This window comes from Bradyrhizobium sp. CCBAU 53421, from assembly GCF_015291625.1.
GTDB lineage: Bacteria > Pseudomonadota > Alphaproteobacteria > Rhizobiales > Xanthobacteraceae > Bradyrhizobium.
Genome location: NZ_CP030047.1, coordinates 509,953 through 532,154 on the forward strand (window position 1 = coordinate 509,953; position 22,202 = coordinate 532,154).

General features: G+C 64.4%; 20 protein-coding genes. 11 read left to right on the forward strand and 9 right to left on the reverse strand.

From position 1 onward, the window contains the following. Positions 1 to 49: 49 nt before the first annotated feature. The gene (locus XH92_RS02430) at positions 50 to 232 is read left to right on the forward strand and encodes a hypothetical protein (RefSeq protein ID WP_194457807.1); all 183 of its coding nucleotides are present in this window, start codon (positions 50 to 52) and stop codon (positions 230 to 232) included. Positions 233 to 327: 95 nt separating this feature from the next. Here the strand turns inward: XH92_RS02430 and XH92_RS02435 are convergent, their stop codons facing one another. Next, positions 328 to 750 carry a hypothetical protein gene (locus tag XH92_RS02435; protein ID WP_194457808.1) on the reverse strand — a complete coding sequence of 141 codons (423 nt, stop codon included), beginning with the start codon at positions 748 to 750 and terminating at the stop codon, positions 328 to 330. Between the two features lie 631 nt (positions 751 to 1,381). Between XH92_RS02435 and XH92_RS02440 the strand changes: the two genes are divergently transcribed. After that, complete coding sequence (locus tag XH92_RS02440) at positions 1,382 to 1,945, forward strand: helix-turn-helix transcriptional regulator (protein WP_246788182.1); 564 nt, start codon at positions 1,382 to 1,384, stop codon at positions 1,943 to 1,945. A 43-nt stretch (positions 1,946 to 1,988) separates the two neighbouring features. Here XH92_RS02440 and XH92_RS02445 read toward each other — a convergent pair whose 3' ends face one another. The 3 genes from XH92_RS02445 to XH92_RS02455 form a co-directional block, all read right to left on the reverse strand. Continuing rightward, positions 1,989 to 2,237, reverse strand: coding sequence for a hypothetical protein (locus XH92_RS02445; RefSeq protein ID WP_194457810.1), 249 nt, complete (start codon positions 2,235 to 2,237; stop codon positions 1,989 to 1,991). A gap of 223 nt (positions 2,238 to 2,460) precedes the next feature. Beyond that, entirely contained in the window at positions 2,461 to 3,180 is a 720-nt protein-coding gene (locus XH92_RS02450) for a Crp/Fnr family transcriptional regulator (protein ID WP_194457811.1), read from the reverse strand. Positions 3,181 to 3,367: 187 nt separating this feature from the next. Next, positions 3,368 to 4,078 (reverse strand): Crp/Fnr family transcriptional regulator, encoded by a 711-nt coding sequence (locus XH92_RS02455; protein ID WP_246788184.1) that lies wholly within the window; start codon positions 4,076 to 4,078, stop codon positions 3,368 to 3,370. A 555-nt stretch (positions 4,079 to 4,633) separates the two neighbouring features. Here XH92_RS02455 and XH92_RS02460 point away from each other — a divergent pair. The 6 genes from XH92_RS02460 to XH92_RS02485 all read left to right on the forward strand — a co-directional run bounded on the left by XH92_RS02460 (position 4,634) and on the right by XH92_RS02485 (position 11,496). After that, complete coding sequence (locus XH92_RS02460) at positions 4,634 to 6,232, forward strand: flagellin (RefSeq protein ID WP_194457812.1); 1,599 nt, start codon at positions 4,634 to 4,636, stop codon at positions 6,230 to 6,232. Positions 6,233 to 6,610: 378 nt separating this feature from the next. After that, positions 6,611 to 9,340 carry a hybrid sensor histidine kinase/response regulator gene (locus tag XH92_RS02465; protein WP_194457813.1) on the forward strand — a complete coding sequence of 910 codons (2,730 nt, stop codon included), beginning with the start codon at positions 6,611 to 6,613 and terminating at the stop codon, positions 9,338 to 9,340. Positions 9,341 to 9,363: 23 nt separating this feature from the next. Continuing rightward, complete coding sequence (locus tag XH92_RS02470) at positions 9,364 to 9,849, forward strand: chemotaxis protein CheW (RefSeq protein WP_194457814.1); 486 nt, start codon at positions 9,364 to 9,366, stop codon at positions 9,847 to 9,849. A 43-nt stretch (positions 9,850 to 9,892) separates the two neighbouring features. Further along, entirely contained in the window at positions 9,893 to 10,282 is a 390-nt protein-coding gene (locus XH92_RS02475) for a PleD family two-component system response regulator (RefSeq protein ID WP_194457815.1), read from the forward strand. Positions 10,283 to 10,317: 35 nt separating this feature from the next. Beyond that, a complete protein-coding gene (locus XH92_RS02480) occupies positions 10,318 to 11,175 on the forward strand; it encodes a protein-glutamate O-methyltransferase CheR (protein WP_194457816.1) in 858 nt (285 codons plus the stop codon). A gap of 3 nt (positions 11,176 to 11,178) precedes the next feature. Beyond that, entirely contained in the window at positions 11,179 to 11,496 is a 318-nt protein-coding gene (locus XH92_RS02485; RefSeq protein WP_146989739.1) for a PilZ domain-containing protein, read from the forward strand. A gap of 151 nt (positions 11,497 to 11,647) precedes the next feature. Here XH92_RS02485 and XH92_RS02490 read toward each other — a convergent pair whose 3' ends face one another. Continuing rightward, the gene (locus tag XH92_RS02490; protein WP_194457817.1) at positions 11,648 to 11,956 is read right to left on the reverse strand and encodes a hypothetical protein; all 309 of its coding nucleotides are present in this window, start codon (positions 11,954 to 11,956) and stop codon (positions 11,648 to 11,650) included. Between the two features lie 151 nt (positions 11,957 to 12,107). Here XH92_RS02490 and XH92_RS02495 point away from each other — a divergent pair, with 151 nt between their 5' ends. The 3 genes from XH92_RS02495 (at position 12,108) to XH92_RS02505 (ending at position 15,560) form a co-directional block, all read left to right on the forward strand. Continuing rightward, the gene (locus XH92_RS02495; protein ID WP_050632109.1) at positions 12,108 to 12,740 is read left to right on the forward strand and encodes a response regulator transcription factor; all 633 of its coding nucleotides are present in this window, start codon (positions 12,108 to 12,110) and stop codon (positions 12,738 to 12,740) included. 262 nt (positions 12,741 to 13,002) lie between these two features. After that, positions 13,003 to 14,742: an L-arabinonate dehydratase gene (gene araD, locus XH92_RS02500; protein ID WP_194461073.1), complete on the forward strand. Its 1,740-nt coding sequence runs from the start codon at positions 13,003 to 13,005 to the stop codon at positions 14,740 to 14,742. Between the two features lie 98 nt (positions 14,743 to 14,840). Next, complete coding sequence (locus XH92_RS02505) at positions 14,841 to 15,560, forward strand: ribonuclease activity regulator RraA (protein ID WP_194457818.1); 720 nt, start codon at positions 14,841 to 14,843, stop codon at positions 15,558 to 15,560. Positions 15,561 to 15,784: 224 nt separating this feature from the next. On the opposite strand, the gene XH92_RS02510 is transcribed toward XH92_RS02505, so the two are convergent. The 4 genes from XH92_RS02510 to XH92_RS02525 form a co-directional block, all read right to left on the reverse strand. Continuing rightward, entirely contained in the window at positions 15,785 to 17,893 is a 2,109-nt protein-coding gene (locus XH92_RS02510) for a S9 family peptidase (protein WP_194457819.1), read from the reverse strand. 183 nt (positions 17,894 to 18,076) lie between these two features. Continuing rightward, the gene (locus tag XH92_RS02515; RefSeq protein ID WP_194457820.1) at positions 18,077 to 19,795 is read right to left on the reverse strand and encodes an iron ABC transporter permease; all 1,719 of its coding nucleotides are present in this window, start codon (positions 19,793 to 19,795) and stop codon (positions 18,077 to 18,079) included. A 211-nt stretch (positions 19,796 to 20,006) separates the two neighbouring features. Beyond that, positions 20,007 to 21,071 carry a substrate-binding domain-containing protein gene (locus XH92_RS02520; RefSeq protein ID WP_194457821.1) on the reverse strand — a complete coding sequence of 355 codons (1,065 nt, stop codon included), beginning with the start codon at positions 21,069 to 21,071 and terminating at the stop codon, positions 20,007 to 20,009. A gap of 23 nt (positions 21,072 to 21,094) precedes the next feature. Beyond that, positions 21,095 to 22,147, reverse strand: a complete 1,053-nt coding sequence (locus tag XH92_RS02525) for an ABC transporter ATP-binding protein (protein ID WP_246788646.1) — start codon at positions 22,145 to 22,147, stop codon at positions 21,095 to 21,097. Between the last annotated feature and the right edge of the window lie 55 nt (positions 22,148 to 22,202).

A 22,202-nucleotide genomic window follows, 5' to 3' on the forward strand; every position in this document is an offset into this window, starting at 1 on the left:
AAATTTCATTACCGCGATTTAACAAAGACGCTCATCGGGGCTAACAACCATGAAGATGCTCAAGCGCCTCTTCCGATTGACCTGGTTGCGCCGCATCGCACGCAACTCAGCCGATTTGCCGCCAGCCTCCATCGATCCCGACGAATTCAGCCGGCTGCTTTGCAGCGGGCGCGCCGAGGATTTGCGGATACTGGCGAAGCGGCTGAGCCAGCGCTCGCGGGCCCACGCGTAGCCAGCGGATTGGGTCCAATGGTGAGCTGGTTCTGACCGAATCAAAGCCGGCAACTTCGGGGTGCGGCCTGCGCCTTCAATTCACAATGCGATTGGTTACTGCTTCGCCTTCTCGTGATTGCCGATCCCGACCGCCTTGTAGTCGTAGGTCGGATAGAATTCGGTGCGATAGGCGCCCCAGGCGCTGTTCTCGATGACCCGGTTGACCTCGCGCAACCGCGAGGCCGGCAGCCGCAAAGTCACCACCTGGCCGACCCCCATCATCACGTACCAGCTCACGACCTCGACACCTTCGGGCGGGAACGCCTTGTAGAAGCCCTGCCGTTCAAGCTGCGCATTCAACTCGCTGAGCGGGTGCGACTGATCATGCTTGAAGAAGATGGTGACCATGATCGCGTTGTCCGACGTCGGCGCTGCATTGCCGGTCGGCGCAGTCTGAGCGCGTGCGCCGGTGCCGGCCAGCAATGCTGCGGCGAGCGCCGCAATCGTGATCCAGTGTCCGTTCCGCCCTCGCTTCATTGCCGCGCCCTTTTGTTGTTGATCGAGAGGCGGCGATCATCGGGGCGCACCCCGGGGGCTGTAAATTGACATTTACCTGACCGGGCGCCGTCTACCTGACCGGGTGCTGTCGGCGCCCGCCCGGGCCGATGTGATCCGCCTCATACGCACGTGGGCCAACCTGCGGTAAGCCGGCGCGATCCCGGTGTCCGGAGGGATTGGTCGATGTCGACCCGGCGAATCGCGTTTTGGTGGTTCAGGTTCGTTCTTTCGGGACGCTTCCTGCAGAAATTCCTTCGGCTCCGGCGCCCTTGATGTCCGATGGGCGACGCAAATCCTGCCCATCCAACCCAAAGCGAGCGGCGGATGCGCCCGGGAAGGCCCTTATGGAAGGTAAAGATCCACCTGCGGGATAACAAGAACGGAACGCTCCAGCGTCCCGTAAGAATACCGTAATTCGAGTCAAATAAGCGAGATTCGTTGCCAAATCAGCGGTAATCTGCGCCTGCTTCGCAGGTCGGGGCCCGAGGTCACAGTTGCGTCACCCGTAGTTCTACGGAGTCCCGCGTTAACGCGGCCACAAGTTCACCTTCGGTAAACCATACTTATGACGCAACATGACAACCGAGCCGAGGCCCGCCTTCCGACATGGATGAGCGGAACTGCGACGCTCGAGGCACAGCCGCCTGAGACCCAGGGCGCCGCGGTGCCGCGAACGCAGGTGACCGCGGACGCCGGTGCGGCGATCGTCCGGCAGTTCAATGGGCCGGTGACGGCGCTGCTGCTCTACATGAATGAGCTCAAACAGCACAGTCAGCAGTTCGCGCACGCGCCCGGCAACGGCGTCTATCTGCGGCAGGTGATCGAGAACGCGCTCGAGCAGACCGAGCGGGTGTCCGCGATGCTGAAGCAGATTTCCGATCTCTATCCGAATGCGATTCCGGCCACCGATCTCAGGCCGCAGCTTGACGACAAGCCGGCAGGCGCCCGAACGCCCGATGTCATGTTCGCGCCGGAGGCAGGCCGCAAGCCGTTGACCAAGCGCGAGCGCGAGGTGCTCAGCCTGATCAGCGACGGCTATTCCAACAAGCAGGGCGCGCTGCGAATGAACATCAGCCCGCGCACGTTCGAGAGCCATCGCGCCGAAGCCATGCGCAAACTCGGTGCCCGCAACACGGCCGATCTGGTCCGCAAGGCCTTGTTGCATTCCGCATAGAGCGTACCGGTTCGCCAGGACGCGGCTCGCTAGGACCCGGTCCTCAGAAATCGTCTTCCGCGGCGAAGCACAGGCGCGGCGCGAGTCGCATGGCGGAGGCGGCGGGCTTCGGTTCGTCCGGAACGATCGTGACCACCCATGCCGCCATCGCGCCGGACTTGCTTTCGACGATCGCGCGCACACGTCCCGTGACGGTCGCGCCGGCGGACCTGACGGTGGCGGGCCGGCCGTTGAACTGGGCCATGCGGAAGCGCCGGGCTTCCTTCCGGTCGGTCGTCTCGTACGTGAACATCGGCTCCCCCGTGCGTCCACGCAACTTTGCTGACGCAGCGTTATCCGACGGTGAAAATCGCACGCCGTAGAAGTACGGCTTGCGCGGCGGCGAGCGGTCTAAAGCGCGATGAAATTGGGTTGGATCGTCATCGCGCTTTAGCTCCTTGTTTGAGCATGACCTCCGCGCAAACGCTTCGCGTTTGTCGCAGGGAAAACCGCTTCACACTTTTCCGGATCATGCTCTAGGAGCCGGTTTCCTGGCAACTCAGCAGCCTCGCGTACTGCACCTTGACTGTGGCGTAGCATTCGCACGCTGTCCTGATCAGTCCGTCCGCGTTGGTAATCTCGATGTGGCCGCGGCTGTAGTGGATGAAATTCGCCTGCTGCAAAGTATGCGCGACCAGCGACACGCTGTTGCGACGCGCACCGATCATCTGCGCCATCGCCTCCTGGGTCAGGGCGACCTTGTTGCTGCCGGAGAGATCGCGCGTCTGCAGCAGGCATCTTGCCAGCCGCGACTCCACCGTATGCACGGCATTGCAGCCAGCCGTCTGCTGGATCTGGGCATAAACGGCGAGACCGTGCCGAATCAGCTTCGCCCGCAGAGCCGGACTCTGGCCGGCGGCCGTCCGCAAGGCTTCGACCTCGATCATCGAGGCGACGCCCGGGACCAGCACCACGGCGCTGTTCAGCGTGGGGGCTTCACCAAGCCCCGCGAACGCACCATAGATGCTGTCGCGACCGACCATCGCAACCTGGACGCGCTCGCCTCGTGCCAGCTTGACCACCAGCGAGATCACGCCCTTGTGCGGCATATAGGTCCGCTTGAGCATCTCGTCGGTCTCGATCAGGACCGACTCGGCGGCGAGGTCGACCGTCCGCAGATGAGGCCGGATCAGCTCAAAATCGCTCTGCGAGAGCGAAGCCAGAAACCCGTTAGGCGATCGCGGAACCGTATCCAAAGCAACCTCCTGCCTGTCGGCAAAGCTTGTCTCTGGCCATGAGGGCTAACGCGTGCAAGTGAACGCTCTTGCAACTTATTCTGGCACGTCTTGGTTCCAATGGAAACATATCTCGGTTCCATTGAGAAGATGCCGAAAGCGCGCACCGGCATCGTCGCGTGTTGAGCATCCGGATCGCTGCGGCCGATCAGTCTTCCGGCCCGATCAATTGTTCGGTGTGCGCCTTGACGGTCGCATAACATTCACACGCCGCCTTCCGCAGACCGTCGATATCGGTGATTTCGATATGGCCGCGGCTGTAGCGCAGGATGCCGGCCTGCTGAAACCCGTGGGCGACGATCGAAACCGCATTGCGCCGCACACCGATCATCTGTGCCAGCATCTCCTGGGTCAGCGGCAAGGCTTCGCTGCCGCACAGGTCGCGTGCGCGCAGCAGCCAGCGCGACAGCCGTGCCTCCACCGGATGCGACACGTTGCAGGCGACGGATTGTTGCGTCTGCGCCATCAGCGCCTGCTCGTAGAGCGCAACCAGGGTCCGGAACTCGGCGCTGCGATTGGCTGCCTCGCGGAAATCCTCCGCCCGCACCATCGATGCCGTGCCCGGCACCACGACAATCGCGTCGGCGAGCAGCGGCCGCTCATGCAGCGCGGCGGATGCGCCGACGACACCGTCACGACCGATGGTTGCAATCTCGACGGATTGCCCGTCGGACAGATTGATCATCATCGAGACCACGCCGCCGTGCGGGAAATAAACCCGCTGCACCGGCGCGCCGGCATCGGCGAGCACCGTTTCCTTGGTCAGGTCGACGGTTTCCAGAAGGGGATGAAGTTGCGCGTATTCCGTGGGGGGAAGGGCTTGCAACAGGCGATTGGGCGGGCGCGATACCGCGGACATTGGAGCTCCTGCCGAGGGCGGGAGCACTACAGTCTCGCATCACCTACTCTTGGCGTGTGGTCAGCGAACATAGCTTGCCTGTCCAATAGCACAAGGGTTGTAGTGCGAACCTTATACCCTCTAGGGGGCAGACGATCGCATCGCATCGGCCTGCGCGGCGTTCGAGACGATTCGAATGCCGCACATCCCGGACGATAAGGTTGCGGCATCGTCTCGCATTTATTGATTTCGATTAACTCTGTTGCCTACCCAAGCGTGTGCCGTCGCGATTGCAGTTACGGAGCTCCAAGCCCTCCGGCCGACGGCGCCAGCATGCGGCAAGTCCCGCAAATGCGAGGACAAATTCGCTGACACGAGATTGGTCCGGCAGTGCACGCGCGCCCTACAAACGAGCATTTGCGGCGGCGGCCGTAGAATTACCGGCAAGGCTGTTCTGGGTATTTGTACGGAGCAGCCCTTTAACGAACGGGTAGCGCGGACGGACCAGTGTGGCAGCGGTCGCCGTGCGAAATTTACGGCGTCGCGTCAATCGTGTTCATCCAGAAGGGTATCAGTATGTCCGGCATCGTCCTCTCGGCATCGGTCCGTCAAAATCTGCTTTCGCTGCAGTCGACGGCCGACCTGCTCGCCACCACGCAGAACCGCTTGTCCACCGGCAAGAAGGTCAACACTGCGCTCGACAATCCGACCAACTTCTTCACCGCGCAGTCGCTCGACAACCGCGCCAGCGACATCAACAACCTGCTGGACGGAATCGGCAACGGCGTGCAGGTGCTGCAGGCCGCCAACACCGGCATCACCTCGCTGCAGAAGCTCGTCGACAGCGCCAAGTCGGTCGCCAACCAGGCGCTGCAGGCGGCAGTCGGCTATTCCCAGAAGTCTCAAGTGACGACCGCCGTGATCACCGGCGCCACCACCGATGATATCCGCGGTACCGCCACCTACAGCAACGCCACCCTCGCCGGTACGGTCGTCAACAACAATCTCTCGACGCCCGTGCCGATCACGGCCGCCACCAAGCTCGTCACCGCGGCCAACTCCGATACCCTGGCGGCGACCCCGACCGGCACGATCAGCGTCAACGGCAAGTCGATCACGTTCTCGACCTCGCAGACCACCTCGACGACCGATGCGTCCGGCAACGTGACCCTCGGCACCGGCGCGGGCAGCAACCTGACGGTCGGCGACCTGCTCACGGCGATCGACGGCATCACCGGCGCGACCACCGCCTCCACGGTGTCGGCTGGCGCGCTCCAGATCAGCACCGGCATCAACCAGGATCTCAACATCTCCGGCTCGGGTCTGGCCGCGTTCGGCCTCACGGCCACGACCAAGGCACGTACCGTGGCGACGCCGTCGCCGCTGGATGGCTTGACGCTGACGATCGGCGCGACCGGCAACGGCACGGCCACCAACATCACGTTTGGTAGCGGCGTCGGCAAGGTGAAGTCCCTCAACGACCTGAACGCCGCACTGTCGGCCAACAACCTGCAGGCCTCGCTCAGCGCGGGCGGTGCGCTCACCATCAGCACCACCAACGATGCTGCGTCGGCGACCATCGGCACGATCGGTGGCACCGCCGCCGCCTCCGGCAAGCTGTTCAACGGCCTCGCGGGCAGCGCTCCGGTGCAGGATCCGAATGGCCTGTCGAACCGCGCCAACCTGGTCAATCAGTACAACAACATCCTGGACCAGATCACCACGACCGCCCAGGATGCGTCGTACAACGGCATCAACCTGCTCAATGGCGATCAGCTCAAGCTGACCTTCAACGAGACGGGCTCCTCGACGCTGAAGATCCAGGGCGTCACCTTCGATGCTTCCGGCCTCAACCTCACCAAGCTGGTTGCCGGCACGGACTTCATCGACAACGCCTCGGCCAACGCCACGCTGAAGACGCTCAACAACGCCAGCGGCCTGCTGCGCACCCAGGCTTCGACCCTCGGTTCGAACCTGTCGATCGTGCAGATCCGCCAGGACTTCTCGAAGAACCTGATCAACGTGCTGCAGACCGGCTCGTCCAACCTGACGCTGGCCGACACCAACGAGGAAGCGGCGAACAGCCAGGCGCTGTCGACCCGCCAGTCGATCGCGGTGTCCGCGCTGGCTCTGGCCAACCAATCGCAGCAGAGCGTTCTGCAGTTGCTCCGCTAAGCGTAGCCGCGACAGACAACGACCAGCGAGGCGGCGGAGGAAACTCCGCCGCCTTTGCTTTTGGGTTCGCTTGACCATCCGACAAGCTTCAACCAAAGGGCGATCGGGCTTTGATGCGGGCCGACGCCATGGCGCGAATGTTTCGCTCGGCTTAACGGGATCCTGATCCCATTTGATTCAAAATGCGACGACCGGTGGAACGGCCTCTTTCCCGTCCGGGTGGTATGGCCTGTCTGGCCGGGACGTCGTGATGCATCGCCTGACTTCGTGTGGCTCATCTTCCGTATTTGCACGGACGGCAAAATTAACGTCGCCGTGAAGGCGGTGGGTTTATCGATGTGAGGCGAGCGTTCCGTAGCACCTTGAGGGGACCTATCCATGGACGATCTGTTGCGCGAGTTCCTGACGGAGAGCAGCGAGAGCCTGGATACGGTCGACAACCAGCTGGTGCAGTTCGAGCAGGATCCGAACAACGCGAAGATCCTGGACAACATTTTCCGCCTTGTGCACACGATCAAGGGGACCTGCGGCTTCCTCGGGTTGCCGCGGCTGGAAGCGCTGGCGCATGCCGGCGAGACCTTGATGGGCAAGTTCCGCGACGGCATGCCGGTGAAGGCGGAAGCCGTGACGCTGATCCTGTCCTCGATCGACCGCATCAAGGAGATCCTGGGCGGGCTCGAGGCGACCGAGGCCGAGCCCGAAGGCAACGACCGCGACCTGATCGATCAGCTGGAAGCGATGGTCGAGCACGGCATGGCCGCATTGTCAGGCTCGACGCAGTCGATGCCGACTGCCGAAGACGATGTGCCTGTGGTTGAAGCGCCGTCCGTGCAGGCGGCGATGACAGAGGGCACGCTGGTGGTGCAGACGCTGGAGCGTCCGCTGCGCCCGGGCGAGGTCTCGCTCGACGAACTCGAGCGCGCCTTCCGCGAGACCGAGACCGAAGTCGCCGCGCCTGCGCCGGTCGCGAAGCCTGCTGCTGCGCCCGCCGCCGAGCCGACTGAAGCTGCCAGGAAGCCGGCCCGCAAGGCCATAGCCGAAGACGTCCAGGAAGGCGACAAGATCGCCAACCAGTCGATCCGGGTCAATGTCGACACCCTCGAACACCTCATGACCATGGTCTCCGAGCTGGTCTTGACCCGCAACCAGCTCTTGGAGATCTCACGGCGCAACGAGGACACCGAGTTCAAGGTGCCGCTGCAGCGGCTCTCCAACGTCACCGCCGAGCTGCAGGAAGGCGTCATGAAGACGCGCATGCAGCCGATCGGCAATGCCTGGCAGAAGCTGCCGCGCATCGTCCGCGATCTCAGTGGCGAACTCGGCAAGCAGATCGAGCTGGAGATGCACGGCGCCGACACCGAGCTCGACCGCCAGGTGCTCGACCTGATCAAGGACCCGTTGACGCACATGGTGCGCAACTCCGCCGATCATGGCCTCGAGACCACCGCCGAGCGCGTCGCCGCCGGCAAGCCGGAGCAGGGCACCATTCGCCTCTCCGCCTATCACGAAGGTGGCCACATCATCATCTGCATCGCCGACAACGGCCGCGGGCTCAACACCGAGCGGATCAAGGCCAAGGCGCTCCAGAACGGCCTCGTCACCGAGGCTGAGCTGGAGAAGATGACCGAGGCCCAGATCCACAAGTTCATCTTCGCGCCGGGCTTCTCGACCGCCGCGCAAGTGACCTCGGTGTCCGGCCGCGGCGTCGGCATGGACGTGGTGCGCACCAATATCGACCAGATCGGCGGCACCATCGACATCAAGAGCGTGGCCGGCGAGGGCGCCTCCGTCACCATCAAGATCCCGCTGACCCTGGCCATCGTCTCCGCCCTGATCGTGGAGGCCGGCGGCGACCGTTTTGCGATTCCCCAACTGTCTGTCGTCGAGCTGGTGCGGGCCCGTGCCAACTCCGAGCACCGCATCGAGCGGATCAAGGACACGGCAGTGCTGCGGCTGCGCAACAAGCTCTTGCCGCTGATCCATCTCAAGAAGCTGCTCAAGATCGACGACGGCGCCACCACGTCAGACGCCGAGAACGGCTTCATCGTGGTCACGCAAGTCGGCAGCCAGACCTTCGGCATCGTGGTCGACGGCGTGTTCCACACCGAGGAGATCGTGGTCAAGCCGATGTCCACCAAACTACGGCACATCGACATGTTCTCCGGCAACACCATTCTGGGTGATGGCGCCGTGATCATGATCATCGATCCCAACGGCATTGCAAAAGCCTTGGGCGCGTCCGGCTCCTCGGCCCATGACATGGCCGACGACAGCGCGAGCGCCCACGCCAATAGCGGCGAGCAGCTGACCTCGCTCTTGGTGTTCCGCGCAGGTTCGAGCCAGCCCAAGGCGGTGCCGCTCGGCCTCGTCACCCGGCTGGAAGAGATCGCAACCGACAAGATCGAGCTCTCGAACGGCCGCTACATGGTGCAGTACCGCGAGCAGCTGATGCCGCTGGTGCAGATGGCAGGGGTCGAGATGCAGAGCCAGGGATCGCAGCCGATCCTGGTGTTCGCCGACGACGGCCGCTCGATGGGGCTCGTGGTCGACGAGATCATCGACATCGTCGAGGAGCGGCTCAACATCGAGGTGGCGGGCTCGCAGGACGGCATCCTCGGTTCGGCCGTGATCAAGGGCCAGGCCACCGAGGTGATCGACGTCGGCCACTTCCTCCCGATGGCGTTCGCCGACTGGTTCTCGCGCAAGGAGATGCGGCCGTCGGCCTCGGCGCAGTCGGTGCTCTTGGTCGACGACTCCGCGTTCTTCCGCAACATGCTGGCGCCGGTGCTCAAGGCCGCCGGCTACAAGGTGCGGACCGCGGGAGGCGCCCAGGAAGGGCTCGCCGCGCTGCGCTCCGGGCAGGCCTTCGACGTCGTGCTGACCGACATCGAGATGCCCGAGATGAACGGCTTTGAGTTCGCCGAGAACATCCGAAGTGACCACAATCTCAACCAGCTGCCGATCATCGCGCTGTCGGCGATGGTGTCGCCGGCGGCGATCGAGCGCGGCCGGCAGGCCGGCTTCCACGACTATGTCGCCAAGTTCGATCGTCCCGGGCTGATCGCGGCGCTGAAAGAGCAGACCGCCGAGATCCGGAAAGCGGCCTGACGGGACCGAGGGAAACAACATCGATGACCAGCAAGACCGAGACCAGTGAGGGCGCGATGGCCGAATACGTCACCGCGGTGATCGGCGGGCAGCTGTTCGGGCTGCCGATCTCGCGGGTGCAGGACGTGTTCATGCCGGAGCGGCTGACGCGGGTGCCGCTGGCCTCCAGCGAGATCGCCGGCGTGCTCAACCTGCGCGGCCGCATCGTCACCGTGGTCGACATGCGCGCCCGGCTCGGCCTGCCGAAGGCCGACGACGGCCAGCTGCCGATGGCGGTCGGCGTCGACCAGCGCGGCGAATCCTATGGCCTTTTGATCGACCAGATCGGCGAGGTGCTGCGGCTGCCGGACGACAGCCGCGAGGACAACCCGGTCAACCTCGATCCCCGCATGGCCAAGCTCGCCGGCGGCGTCCACCGCCTCGACGGCCAGCTCATGGTCGTCCTCGACGTCGATCGCGTGCTCGAACTGGTGCCCAAGATAGCTTCCAACACACTTGCTGCAGCGTAACGCTCCGCCGCGGAGACGGCGGATTCCACAAGGAGGCCAAGCTATGAAGACATGTCTTGTCGTCGACGATTCCGGTGTGGTGCGCAAGATCGCACGCCGCATCCTCGAAGGAATGGAATTCACCGTCATCGAAGCCGAGGACGGCGCGGTCGCGCTCGAAGCCTGCAAGCGGACGATGCCGGACGCGGTGCTGCTCGACTGGAACATGCCCGTCATGGACGGCTTCGAATTCCTCGTGCAACTCCGTCGCATGCCCGGTGGCGACCAGCCCAAGGTCGTGTTCTGCACCACCGAGAACGGCATCGACCACATCTCGCGGGCGCTGCATGCCGGCGCCAACGAATACATCATGAAGCCGTTCGACAAGGACATCGTGATCGCGAAATTCCAGGAAGTGGGTCTACTGGCGCTCGATACGCCGGCCGAAGCCTGACACCCAGTTTCACCCATTGCCTTTGCGAGGCTCCCGTGACGCCCCCCGACTACGAGTATCTGCGTAAGCTCCTGAAGGACCATTCCGGTCTCGACCTGTCCGCGGACAAGCAATATCTGATCGAGAGCCGCCTGCTGCCGCTAGCACGCAAATGCGGCCTGTCCGGCATTCCCGACCTGGTCGCCAAGATCAAGGCCGGCTCATCGACGCACACCGTCCAGGTGGTCGAGGCCATGACCACCAACGAGACCTTCTTCTTCCGCGACAAGGTGCCGTTCGACCATTTCCGCGACACCATCATGCCCGAGGTCCTGAAGGCGCGTGCCGCGCGCCGCAGCGTCCGGATCTGGTGCGCCGCCGGCTCGACCGGCCAGGAGCCCTATTCGCTGGCGATGTGCCTCAAGGAGATGGGCGCGGCGCTTGCGGGATGGCGGGTCGAGATCACGGCGACCGATCTGTCGCAGGAGGTGCTGGAGAAGTCGAAGGCCGGCATCTACAGCCAGTTCGAGGTGCAGCGCGGGCTGCCGATCCAGATGCTGGTCAAGTATTTCAAGCAGTCGGGCGAACTCTGGCAGATCAATCCGGAGTTGCGCGCGATGGTGCAGCACCGTCAGCTCAATCTGCTACACGATTTCTCCCAGCTCGGCACCTTCGATGTGGTGTTCTGCCGCAACGTGCTGATCTATTTCGATCAGGACACCAAGATCAACATCTTCAACCGGCTCGCCCGGCTGATGGAGGCCGATGGCTTCCTGGTGCTCGGCGCCGCGGAAACCGTGGTCGGTCTGACCGACACGTTCAAACCGATTCCCGAGCGGCGCGGCCTGTACCGGCCGAGCGGGCTGCGGGCCGCGCTTGCGATGCCAAGGCCTGCCATGGCGGTCGGATATTGAGCGATGACGGAGGACGGCAAATCCATTGAGCGTGTCACGTTCAGCCGGGGCGTCGATGTCTGCATCATGGCCATCGACGGCACCTGGCGGCGCGACTGCCAGCTCAACGCCATCTCCGACAATGATGCGGCGCTGACCGTCGAGGGTTCCATTCAGGGGCTCAACCTGAAGGAGTTCTTCCTCCTGCTGTCGTCGACCGGGCTCGCCTATCGCCGCTGTGAACTGGTGCGCGTCAACGGCACCGAAATGGACATCAGCTTCCTCAAGGGCAAGCCGACCAAGCGGCGGTCGGGCTCCGACGAAGAGCGGGCCAGGGCCTGATAACGAGAAGGCCTGATTTGGAGAGGGGCTGACCCGGCCGCGTGGGCGATGCCTGCTGCCAATCCGAATGTGGAACTGATCGTCGCCTGGAGGGTTGGACGTCGTCTGGACAATCTGCGCTGACGTGTCGAACCCGGCGGTGGCGGCCTGATCAATTCAGGAAACGTACCGGTGCCTCTGGGTCGCGCAGCCGGTCGAGCGCGATGCCGAGGCCTGCGTCGCAGGCCTTCAGGGCCGTGGACGCCACGGCGTAGCGCGGGGTGACGTCGTCAAGCACGAAGATGTTGGCGGCGGCGTCCTGCTCGGCCAGAAGTGCCTCGCGCGCAATCGCCGCCTCGATCAGGCGCAGGCTCGCCTGGACATGGCCGATCAGCGCGACCAGGTCGGTCACGATCAGGCTGTAGGGATCGCTACCCTCGTCCAGGCACACCGCAACGCCGTCCGCCGCTGCATTTTCCATGCATGTTTCTCCACTGCCGCCAGTTTTAGGGACCGCGGTGCTACTTGTGCGTTAAGCGGACGTCCCGTACAAATACGGGTCCATGATCGAGATGGTCGAGTGACTTCTTGTGCAGTCTGGCAGCACGCTTCACCACTGATGGACGAGACATATGGTTGAGAATGGCGCTCCTCGCGGGGAAATCTTTGTAGTCGACGACGATCCCGCCGTTCGCGAGACGCTTTCCGTGGTCCTGTCGACCGCCGGCTACAAGGTGATCTGCTTTGCGGACGGCGCTGCGCTGCTTGCGGTGGCGCGCAGCAGGACCCCGGCCTGCATCCTGCTCGACGTGCATATTCCCGGCAAATCCGGCCTCGACATCCTGCGGGAGCTGCACGGCGAGGATTACCCAGCGCCGATCTTCATGATCTCCGGTCAGGGCGACATTCAGATGGCGGTCAGCGCCATCAAGAACGGCGCGCTCGACTTCATCGAGAAGCCGTTCCGCGGCAACGAGATCGTCAGCCGCCTCAATGAGGCGATCGACGCCTATACCAGGCGGCAGGCCGAGACCTCGGCGTCGCGCATCGCCTCGCTGCACTTTCCCGGCCGCGAGCCGCTCACCCGCCGCGAGCGCGAGGTGCTCGAGCAGTTCACTGCAGGCGCTTCCAACAAGGAGGCCGGGCGTCACCTCGGGATCAGCCCGCGCACGATCGAGGATCACCGCGCCAACATCATGAAGAAGCTCGGCGCGCGCAACGCCGCCGATCTCGTCCGCATCGTGATGACGGCGCAGCAGAAGTAAGCCAAGTCCGTCCTACGCCGGCCAAGGCTGGTTCACATTCCGGCTTCCACATTGCGGAGTTTGTGCGCCGCACGCTCGGCTTGTGGCGCGGGCCAGTGCCGATTGCGAAACAGGCGCGAGCCGCGAACGGCACGTCTGCGCCGCGCGCGGGACGACACGTCCGGAAATCCTGTATATGCGTGACGCAGGGCATACGCGCCGGGAGCGCGCGCGTGCGAGCAATGTCGAGACCCGCGATACCAAAACAGATGGCGCATCCAAGATGACCAAGAAGAACAAGACCCCGGATCAATTGCGCAGCGCGCGCTGGTTCGCGCCCGACGATCTCAGAGCCTTCGGCCATCGTTCGCGCGCGATGCAGATGGGCTACGCGCCGGAAGAATGGCGCGACCGGCCGGTGATCGCGATCATCAACACCTGGTCGGACGCGCAGCCCTGCCACATGCACTTCAAGAGCCGGGTCGACGACGTCAAGCGCGGCGTGCTGATGGCCGGCGGCTTTCCGCTGGAGCTGCCGGCGCTGTCGCTGTCGGAATCGCTGCTGAAGCCGACCACGATGCTCTATCGCAACATGCTGGCGATGGATGCCGAGGAGCTGCTGCGCGGCCATCCGGTCGATGGCGTGGTGCTGATGGGCGGTTGCGACAAGACCACGCCCGGCCTGCTGCTCGGGGCCACCAGCATGAATCTGCCGGCGATCTATCTGCCGGCGGGGCCGATGCTGCGCGGCAACTGGAAGGGCAGGACGCTCGGCTCCGGCTCGGACGCCTGGAAATACTGGGACGAGCGCCGCGCGGGAAAAATCTCCGACAAGGACTGGGTCGACATGGAGGCCGGCATCGCCCGCAGCTATGGTACCTGCATGACGATGGGCACGGCTTCGACCATGACCGCGATCGCCGAGGCGATCGGCATGACGCTGCCCGGTGCCTCGTCGATCCCCGCGGCCGACGCCAACCACATCCGCATGAGCTCGGAGGCCGGCCGCCGCATCGTCGAGATGGTGTGGGAGGATCTGACGCCGCAGAAGATCCAGACGCGAAGAGCCTTCGAGAATGCGATCACGGTCGCGATGGCGATGGGCTGCTCAACCAATGCGATCATCCACCTGATCGCGCAGGCGCGCCGCGCCGGCCAGGACATCTCGCTCGACGATTTTGAAAAGGCGAGCCGCAAGGTGCCTGTGATTGCCAATGTGCGGCCGAGCGGCGACCTCTATCTGATGGAGGATTTTTTCTATGCCGGCGGGCTGCCCGCCCTGATGAGCCGGATCAAGCCGCATCTGCATCTCGACTCCATCACCGTCACGGGCAAGACGCTCGGCGAGAACATCGCAGGCGCCGAGGTCCATAATGACGACGTCATCCGCAGCGTCGACAACCCGATCTACAAGGAGGGCGCGCTCGCGGTGCTGAAGGGCAATCTCGCACCCGACGGCTGCGTCATCAAGCCAAGCGCCTGCGATCCGCGATTCCTCAAGCACACCGGGCCGGCGCTGGTGTTCGACGACTATCCGTCGATGAAGAAGGCGGTCGACGATCCCGATCTCGACGTCACCGCAGACCACGTGCTGATCCTTCGCAACGCCGGGCCGCAAGGCGGGCCGGGCATGCCGGAATGGGGTATGCTGCCGATCCCGACCAAGCTGGTGAAGCAGGGCGTGCGCGACATGGTGCGGCTGTCGGATGCGCGGATGAGTGGCACCAGCTACGGCGCCTGCATCCTGCACGTCTCGCCGGAGTCCTATATCGGCGGCCCGCTGGCGCTGGTGAAGAACGGCGACCGCATCACGCTCGATGTTGCCGCGCGCACCATCAATCTCGATGTGTCTGAGACGGAGCTCGCCAGGCGCCGCGCGGAATGGAAGCAGCCGGAAAAGCGCTTCGAGCGCGGCTATGGCTGGATGTTCTCGAAACACATCAAGCAGGCCAATGAGGGCTGCGACTTCGATTTCCTCGAGACCGGTTTCGGCAAGCCGGTGGGCGAGCCGCCGATCTATTAACTCACCACGTCGTTCCGGGGCGCGAAGCGGACCCGGAGCCTCGAGATTCCGGGTTCGATGCTGACGCATCGCCCCGGAACGACAACCGGAAAAATCACATGTCCAAACTCAGCGACGCCACCCGCAACAGGCTGAAATCCGTCTCCACCGCGACCGTTGCGACCGCGCTGTTCAAGCGCGGCTTGCGCATCCAGATGATCCAGGATGTCCACCCCTTGAGCCCGGATCAGCCGACCATGGTCGGCGAGGCCTTTACCTTGCGCTATATGCCGGCGCGCGAGGACCTCAACACCATCGAGGTATTCCGCGATCGCGCGCATCCGCAGCGTAAGGCGATCGAGGATTGTCCGCCGGGCAGCGTGCTTGTGATGGACAGCCGCAAGGATGCGCGCGCCGCGTCTGCCGGCGCGATCCTGGTGACGCGGCTCATGAAGCGCGGCTGCGCCGGCGTCGTCACCGACGGCGGCTTCCGCGATTCGGCCGAGATCGCGCGGCTCGGCTTCCCGGCGTTTCACCATCGCCCGAGCGCACCGACCAATCTGACGCTGCATCAGGCGATCGAGATCAATGTCCCGATCGGTTGCGGCGACGCGCCGGTGTTTCCCGGCGACGTGATCCTCGGCGACAGCGACGGGGTCATCGTGATCCCGGCGCATCTCGCCGACGAGATCGCCAATGAGACCTTCGAGATGACCGCGTTCGAGGATTTCGTCACCGAGCAGGTCCAGAAGGGCCGCGGCATCTTCGGCCTCTATCCCGCGACCGACGAGCAGACGCTGAAGGATTTTGCAGCCTGGCGGAAGGTGAAGGGACGCTAGCTTTCGCTACGCCCTCCGCTTTCATTGCTTGATCAGCGATCGCCACACACTCCGCCGTCGTCCCGGCGAAGGCCGGGACCCATAACCACAGGGAGAAGTTTGGCGAAGACTGCCAGTTGCGTTGTGCCGTGGTACCGCGACTTCCCAGCTCGATGGATCACGCGGCATGGGTCCCGGCTTTCGCCGGGACGATGGGGAGGGGGCCGCGCAAGCCAACCGGCGTCCTACACCTCCGCCCTCTCCGCCATCCCGACCGCCCACAGCGCGAACGCATAGACGATCGCGACTTCGTCCAACCGGTTGAACCGACCCGACGCGCCGCCGTGGCCGGCGCCCATGTTGGTGCGCAGCAGCACCGGGCCGCCGCCGCGCATCGTGGCGCGCAGCCGCGCGATCCATTTCGCCGGCTCCCAATAGGTGACGCGCGGGTCGGTGAGCCCGCCCATCGCGAGGATCGCCGGATAGTCCTTGGCCGCGACATTGTCGTAGGGCGAATAGGACAGGATGGTGCGGAAATCCTTCTCGCTCTCGATCGGATTACCCCATTCCGGCCATTCCGGCGGCGTCAGCGGCAGCGTGTCGTCGAGCATGGTGTTGAGCACGTCGACGAACGGTACCTCGGCGACGATGCCGGCGAACAGCTCGCCGGCGCGGTTGGCAACCGCGCCCATCAGCATGCCGCCCGCCGAGCCGCCATGGCCGACGATGCGTTTCTCAACCGTATATTTCGCCTCGATCAGTGCGCGGCCTGCGGCGGCGAAATCGTCAAACGTATTGGGCTTCTTCTCGCGCTTGCCGTCGAGATACCAGCCCCAGCCCTTGTCGGCGCCGCCGCGAATATGCGCGATCGCATAGACGAAGCCGCGATCGACCAGCGACAACCGGTTCGCTGCAAACGACGCCGGCATCGCCATGCCATAGGAGCCGTAGCCGTAGAGCAGCAGCGGCGCCTTGCCGTCGCGAACGAAACCCTTGCGGTGCAGGATCGAGACCGGCACCTGCGCGCCGTCATGCGAGGTCGCCATGATGCGCGTGGTGACGTAATCGGCCGGGTTGTGCCCCGACGGAATCTCCTGCCGTTTGCGCAGCACTCGTGTCCGCGTCGCCATGTCGTAGTCATAGACCTCCGACGGCGTCGTCATCGACGAATAGGCGAAACGTAAGTTGGTGGTGTCGAATTCGTAGCCGCCCATGGTGTCGAGCGAATAGGCCGCCTCGTCGAACGCGATCGCGTGCTCCTCGCCGCTGCTGAGGTCGCGGATGATGATCGCCGGCAGCGCGTTGGCGCGCTCCAGCCGCACCATGTGGCCGGCATAGAGCTCGACGTCGAGCACATAAACCCCTTCACGATAAGGGATCAGGTCGCGCCAATTGGCACGTTCGGGCGAGGTAAGCGGCGCGGTGACGACCTTGAAGTCGATGGCGTCGTCGGCGTTGGTCAGGATGAACAGCTCGTCGCCGCGGTCGGCGATCGAATATTGCACGCCTTCCTCGCGCGCCGCGACGAGGCGCGGCGGCGCGTCGGGGTTGGAGAGGTCGATCAGCCGCTGTTCGGAGGTCTCATGGTCACCGCCGGCGATCACGCAGAAGCGGCCGCTGGCGCTCTCGTGCAGATGGGTGAACCAGCCGGAATCCTGCTCCTCATAGATCAGGGTGTCGTCGGCCTGCCTGGTGCCGAGCTTGTGCCGCCACACCTGCATCGGGCGGTGATTGTCGTCGAGCTTGACGTAGAAGAAGCTCTTGGAATCCAAAGCCCAGACCACGCCGCCGTCGGTCTCCTCGACGAGGTCGTCGAGATCGCCGCCAGTTGCCCAGTCACGCACGCGAATCGAGAAATATTCCGAGCCCTTGGTGTCGGCGCTCCAGGCATGCAGGCGATGATCGTTGGAATGCCGGCTGCCGCCGAACTTGAAATATTTGTGGTCCTCTGCAAGCGCGTCGCCGTCGAGCACGACATGCACCTCGCCGCCGTCGCGCGGCGTGCGGCAATACAGCTCGTGCTGGCCGCCCTCGCGGAACTTGCGGAAATAGGCGAACGGGCCGTCCGGCGACGGCACGCTGGAATCATCCTCCTTGATCCGCCCGCGCATCTCCTTGACCAGCCGCTTCTGCAACGCGTCGGTATGGCCGAGCAGACTCTCGGTGTAGCCGTTCTCGGCTTCGAGATAGCTCCGGATATCAGGATCGAGGATCGAGGGATCGCGCAGCACCTCCTGCCACCTGGGATCCTTGATCCAAGCGTAGTCGTCCGTCACCGTGATGCCGTGGGTGGTGAAGGAATGCGGCCGGCGCGGCGCGACAGGGGGCGGTGTTGTGGTGGCGGATTTGGTCACACGATCCTCATGGTGCGGGGTTCCGCTTTATATCGGGATGAATGTGGCGATTGCCAGATGGTGTGGGCATGCTTGGTTGCCTCGTCATTGCGAGCGAAGCGAAGCAATCCATCGTTCCCCGAAGGGATAGAATGGATTGCTTCGTCGCTTCGCTCCTCGCAATGACGACGTGGTTAGGGGAAGCTACCCGTTCCGTAGCCTCGCCCCCGCATTGCCGCCGGACATCGGGATCTGGTTCACCGCCAGCACCACGGCGAAGGTGATCACCAGCATCGCGATGCCGAGCACCGCGATCGCGGCGAGGTCGCCGCCTTCGTTGAGGTCGTAGATCAGGACCGAGAGCACCTTGGTCTGCGAGGTGAACAGCACGATCGCCGCCGACAGTTCCCGCATCACGCCGATGAAGATGAAGCACCAGGTCGCGATCACGCCGGTGCGCAGCAAAGGCGCGGTGATCTGGCGCAGCGCCTGCAGCCGTGTCGCGCCGAGGATGCGGCTCGCCTCCTCGAGCTCGGGATGGATGGTCGCGAATGCCGCCTGCAATTGCTGATAGGCCGAGGGCAAATTGATGGTGAGGAACGCGAGCAGCAGGATCCACAACGTGCCGTACAGCACGAAGGGCGGTCGCGTGTAGCTCAGGAACAGGCCGACGCCGAGCACGATGCCGGGCACCGCGACCGGCGCGGTGGCGAGGAAGCCGAGCACACGATGGCCCGCGATCACCTTCCGCGTCGTCACATAGGCGATGACCAGCGCGAGGATGGTGCCGATTGTCGCGGTCGCGGTGCCCAGGATCACCGTGTTCTTCAGCGCGAGCTGCGTCGACGACAGCTCGGTGAACACGAAGACGATGTTGTGCAGCGTCGCCGTCGACGGCGTCACCAGCGTGGTCGCGTTGGGCGAGAACGCGGCGTTGAGCAGCGCGAGGTAAGGCAGGAAGACGGGATTGAGCAGGACCAAAAGGCAGAAGCCGAGCGCGGCCCAGCGCCAGCCGCGCAACTCGACCCGGCGCGGTGCGCCATATTTGCCGCCGATCACCGAATAGCCGCGTCGCCCGAGCAGGGCTTTCTGGCCCTGTAGCAGCAGGATGGTCAGCACCAGCAGCGGCACCGCGGCGGCGGCCGCGAGCTCGAGCTTCGGCGGATACTGGAACAGGCTCCAGATCTTGGTCGTCATGGTGTGGAAGCCGGCCGGCAGCGCCAGGATCGCGGGCGAGCCGAACAGCGTCATCGCTTGCAGGAACGCGATCAGGGCACCGGCGACCAGCGCGGGCAGTGCCAGCGGGATCGTCACCCGCCGCGCCGTGGTCCAGGCATTGCCGCCGAGGATCGCGGAGGCGTCTTCCAGCTCGCCCGGCATGGTGTCGAGTGCATTGGCGACCAGCACGAACACGAACGGGAACGTGTAGCAGGAGATCACGAAGATGATCCCGGTCATCGAATAGATGTTGAACAGCGCGTCGGCATCCTCACCCGCGAACAAGCGGTAGAGCTGGTTCAACAGCCCCGAATTCGGCGCCGCCAGCAACTCCCAGGCGACCGCGCCGAGGAACGGCGGCGTCACGAACGAGGCCGTCACCAGCGCGCGGATGGTCTGCCGCCCCGGCATGTCGGTGCGCGACACCAGCCAGCTGATCGGCGCTGCGACGATGCAGCAGATCAGCGCCGACGTGGTCGCGATGATCGCGGTCGTCAGCAGCGGATCGAGGAAATCGGGATTGCTGAATAGCGTGACGAAGTTTTGCAGCGTCGGATGGCGGTTCTTGTCGGTGAAGGCAAACACCGCAAGCCACGACAGCGGCAGCAGGATGAGGAGGACCAGCACGGCCGCGAACAGCCACAGCACGGGGCGGGTCCAGTCGATGCGGGGGCGGGGGGCGGGGGAGGTGGTGGTTGTTGTCATGTTGACCCGCGGTGAACTGTCTCAGCTCCCTCGCCCCGTTCTTGCGGGAGCGAGACGAGCGAAGCTCGCTCTTGGAGGGTTGGGGTGAGGGGCTGCTTCGGCGAGCAGAGCGCGCGGAGAGTCCCCCTCACCCGCCGCGCATCTTGCGATGCGCGTCGGCCTCTCCCCGCAAGCGGGGCGAGGCAAGGAAGCGTGCACGCGACCTTCATCCTCACACCCGAAACAGCCGCGCATAGCGCGTCTTGATCTCTTCGGTCATCGCCTCCACCCCTGCCGGGTCCTCCTTCATCAGCTTGATGTCTGCGAGCTTGCGCCGGCCGGCCTTCGGCTGCACCTGGGCATGCAGCGAATACTGGCCGGTGAAGTCGACGAAGAATTGCTGGGTCGCGCGGGTGTGCAGCCAGGCCTGGAACAGCTTTGCGGCGTTCGGATGCGGCGCGCCGGCGAAGATGCCGGTCGGACCCGAGATCGTCGGCGTGCCTTCGGTCGGATAGACCGGCTCGACCGGCTGTCCGGCCTCCTTCAACAGCACGATGCCGTATTCATTGCCGTCGGCCATCACCGCGCGCTCGCCGAGCGAGAGCTTCTTCGGCGGATCGGTCGAGGACTGCACCTGCATCACGCGCTGCTTGGAGAGCTTCTCCAGATACGGCCAGCCGAGCTCGCGCACGATCTGGAACGTGGTGGTCATGATGGTGCCGCTATAGGCCGGATGGCCCTTCACCATCTTGCCGATCCATTTGGGATCGAGCAGGTCGTTAAAGCTCTTCGGCGCATCCTCCGCCTTCACCAGATTGGTGTTGTAGGCGATCGACGACAGCCACAGCCGCGTTGTCACGGCCATGCCGTCCGGATCGCGATATCCGTCGGGAAAATGTTTCGCGACGTCCTCGGGCACGAACGGCATCAGCCAGCCGCTCTTTTTCCACGGAATGAAGTGCGAGGCATCGGCGCTGTTGACGACGTCGGCGGCGTGGATGTTGGAATCGAATTCCTGCGCCACGCGCTGGAACAGCCGCTCCGAGCCGGATCGCTCGATCTGCACGCTGATGCCGGGATAAGCGGCCTCGAACGCCCTGCCGAGTTTTTCGCCGACCGGCAGGTCCATCGACGAATAGAACACCAGCTTGCCTTCCCTGGTCGCGGCCGCGACGAGGTCGGGCGTGATCGCGGCCGGCTCGGGCGCCGCGGCGCGTGCCGGTGAGGCGAACACCGCGCCGGCCGCAAGCACCGCCGAGCCTTTCAGGACATCGCGTCTGGAAATCTTCTTCCGCATCGCGTCCTCCCGTTTCTTCTTGTCTATCGGCTGAGCGCGCGGCAGCGCTCGGGCGGCAAGGTCAGCCAGACCTCGCTGCCCTTCTCGACGGCGGTCTCCGTCGGCGTGGTCACCCGCAGCGAGGTGCCGTCTGATGTTTCCACCATGTAGTCGCGGTTCATGCCGAGATAGACCTGCCGCGTCACGATGGCCTTGAGCGTGTTCTGCGCCGCCGCGGGCGCCTGCGTCGAGAGCTGGATCTCATGCTGGCGGATCGCAACCGGCGCGCTCTGGCCAGCCGTGAGTCTCGCGCCGACCACAGCGAGCGTCGCGCCGGCGAACTCGACATGGGTCGCATCGCGCGCGATGCCCTTGATCACATTGGCGGCGCCGATGAAGCGCGCCACGAATTCGGATTCCGGCCGCGCATAGATGTCCTCAGGGCTGCCGAGCTGGTCGATCTTGCCGGCATTCATCACCGCGATCAGGTCGGCCGTCGTCATCGCCTCGGACTGGTCGTGGGTGACATAGACGGTGGTGTAGCGGTATTCGTCGTGCAGGCGACGGATCTCGAACCGCATCTCCTCGCGCAGATTGGCGTCGAGATTGGACAGCGGCTCGTCGAGCAGCAGTGTCTCGGGACCGACGATCAGCGCGCGTGCGAGCGCGACGCGCTGCTGCTGACCGCCGGAGAGCTCGCCCGGATAGCGCTGTGCCAACGGTTCCAGCTTGGTCGTCGCCAGGATCGCGGCAAGCTTCTTGGCGATGGTGTCGCGGTCCATTTTGCGCAAGCGCAGCCCATAGACGATGTTCTCCGCCACCGTCATATGCGGCCACAGCGCGTAGCTCTGGAAGATCATCGACATGTTGCGCTGCTCGGGCGGCAGCGTGCGCGCCTTCGACGACACCACGCGGTCGCCGACCCGGATCTCGCCGTCGGACGGCTCGAGAAATCCGGCAATCAGCCGCAGCGTCGTGGTCTTGCCGCAGCCGGACGGTCCGAGCAGGCAGACCAGCCGGCCGTGGTCGATCTTAAGCGAAACGTCATCAACCGCGACAAACGATCCAAACCGCTTGACCAGGCCACGCAGTTCCACCGATGCCAAGCGATCCCTCCATTTTGTTCTGTCGCAGGGATCAGTGCCCGGCCGT

Excerpts from the sequence above, each read along its gene's own strand:
- XH92_RS02440 (WP_246788182.1), top strand. The coding sequence starts at position 1,382 with ATGAGCGGAACTGCGACGCTCGAGGCACAGCCGCCTGAGACCCAGGGC.
- XH92_RS02505 (WP_194457818.1), top strand. The coding sequence starts at position 14,841 with ATGTCCAAACTCAGCGACGCCACCCGCAACAGGCTGAAATCCGTCTCC.
- araD (WP_194461073.1), top strand. The coding sequence starts at position 13,003 with ATGACCAAGAAGAACAAGACCCCGGATCAATTGCGCAGCGCGCGCTGG.
- XH92_RS02515 (WP_194457820.1), bottom strand. The coding sequence starts at position 19,795 with ATGACAACAACCACCACCTCCCCCGCCCCCCGCCCCCGCATCGACTGG.
- XH92_RS02470 (WP_194457814.1), top strand. The coding sequence starts at position 9,364 with ATGACCAGCAAGACCGAGACCAGTGAGGGCGCGATGGCCGAATACGTC.
- XH92_RS02460 (WP_194457812.1), top strand. The coding sequence starts at position 4,634 with ATGTCCGGCATCGTCCTCTCGGCATCGGTCCGTCAAAATCTGCTTTCG.
- XH92_RS02495 (WP_050632109.1), top strand. The coding sequence starts at position 12,108 with ATGGTTGAGAATGGCGCTCCTCGCGGGGAAATCTTTGTAGTCGACGAC.
- XH92_RS02455 (WP_246788184.1), bottom strand. The coding sequence starts at position 4,078 with ATGTCCGCGGTATCGCGCCCGCCCAATCGCCTGTTGCAAGCCCTTCCC.
- XH92_RS02485 (WP_146989739.1), top strand. The coding sequence starts at position 11,179 with ATGACGGAGGACGGCAAATCCATTGAGCGTGTCACGTTCAGCCGGGGC.
- XH92_RS02475 (WP_194457815.1), top strand. The coding sequence starts at position 9,893 with ATGAAGACATGTCTTGTCGTCGACGATTCCGGTGTGGTGCGCAAGATC.
- XH92_RS02490 (WP_194457817.1), bottom strand. The coding sequence starts at position 11,956 with ATGGAAAATGCAGCGGCGGACGGCGTTGCGGTGTGCCTGGACGAGGGT.
- XH92_RS02445 (WP_194457810.1), bottom strand. The coding sequence starts at position 2,237 with ATGTTCACGTACGAGACGACCGACCGGAAGGAAGCCCGGCGCTTCCGC.
- XH92_RS02520 (WP_194457821.1), bottom strand. The coding sequence starts at position 21,071 with ATGCGGAAGAAGATTTCCAGACGCGATGTCCTGAAAGGCTCGGCGGTG.
- XH92_RS02465 (WP_194457813.1), top strand. The coding sequence starts at position 6,611 with ATGGACGATCTGTTGCGCGAGTTCCTGACGGAGAGCAGCGAGAGCCTG.
- XH92_RS02435 (WP_194457808.1), bottom strand. The coding sequence starts at position 750 with ATGAAGCGAGGGCGGAACGGACACTGGATCACGATTGCGGCGCTCGCC.
- XH92_RS02430 (WP_194457807.1), top strand. The coding sequence starts at position 50 with ATGAAGATGCTCAAGCGCCTCTTCCGATTGACCTGGTTGCGCCGCATC.